The following is a 732-nucleotide window of genomic DNA, read 5'->3' on the forward strand; positions in this document are numbered from 1 at the left end:
GGGGACGTACCCCATGCGCCTGCTCACGCGCAGACCGGCTTCCTTGAGGTCCTCGACGACGTCGGCCATCTTCTCCTCCGTGAACCGGAACGCCGGCCCGGAGACGCTGATCGAGGCGGTGACCGTGCCGAGATGGTCCCGCACGGGCACGGCGACGGAGTTCAGCCCGATCTCGAACTCCTCGCACACGGTGGCGTAGCCCCGCGCGGCGACCTCGATCAACTGGCGCTCCAGCTGCTTCCTCGACGTGATGGTGCGCCCGGTCAGGGCGGGCAGTCCATGGACGCGGATGATGTGGGCCCTCTCGTCGGACGGCAGACCGGCCAGCAGCACCTTCCCGCTGGACGTGGCGTGCAGCGGGGTCAGGCTGCCGATCCAGTCGTGGGTCGCGACCGAGGAGGGCCCCATCTCCTGGTCCACGTTGACGGCGTGGCCCTCCCGGAGGACCGCCAGGTTGACCGTCTCGGAGTGGGTCCGTGCGAGACCCCGGACCTCGTCGCGCGCCTCGGCCACCACGCTCAGGCGGCCGGGGATCGCGTGCGCCAGCCGCAGGATGCCGAAACCGAGCTGGTACCTGCTGCCGTCGCTCGGATGGTGCACCAGGCCCCGGATCTCCAGGGCGCTGAGCAGCCGCGAGGCGGTGGACTTGTGCACCTCCAGCTCCGCGGCCACCTCGGTCACCGTCGATCCGCCGGTCCGGGCGAGGACCTCGAGCACCGTGATGGCCCGGTC

The 732-nt window shown here is 71.2% G+C and carries 1 protein-coding gene; it reads right to left on the reverse strand.

The genetic code is table 11. The features are described from left to right. On the reverse strand, positions 1-732 hold a 732-nt coding region (locus RE027_RS17945), incomplete at both ends, for an IclR family transcriptional regulator (RefSeq protein ID WP_368809657.1).

It is taken from the genome of Kocuria sabuli (genome assembly GCF_040981185.1).
GTDB classification, from domain to species: Bacteria; Actinomycetota; Actinomycetes; order Actinomycetales; family Micrococcaceae; genus Kocuria; species Kocuria sabuli.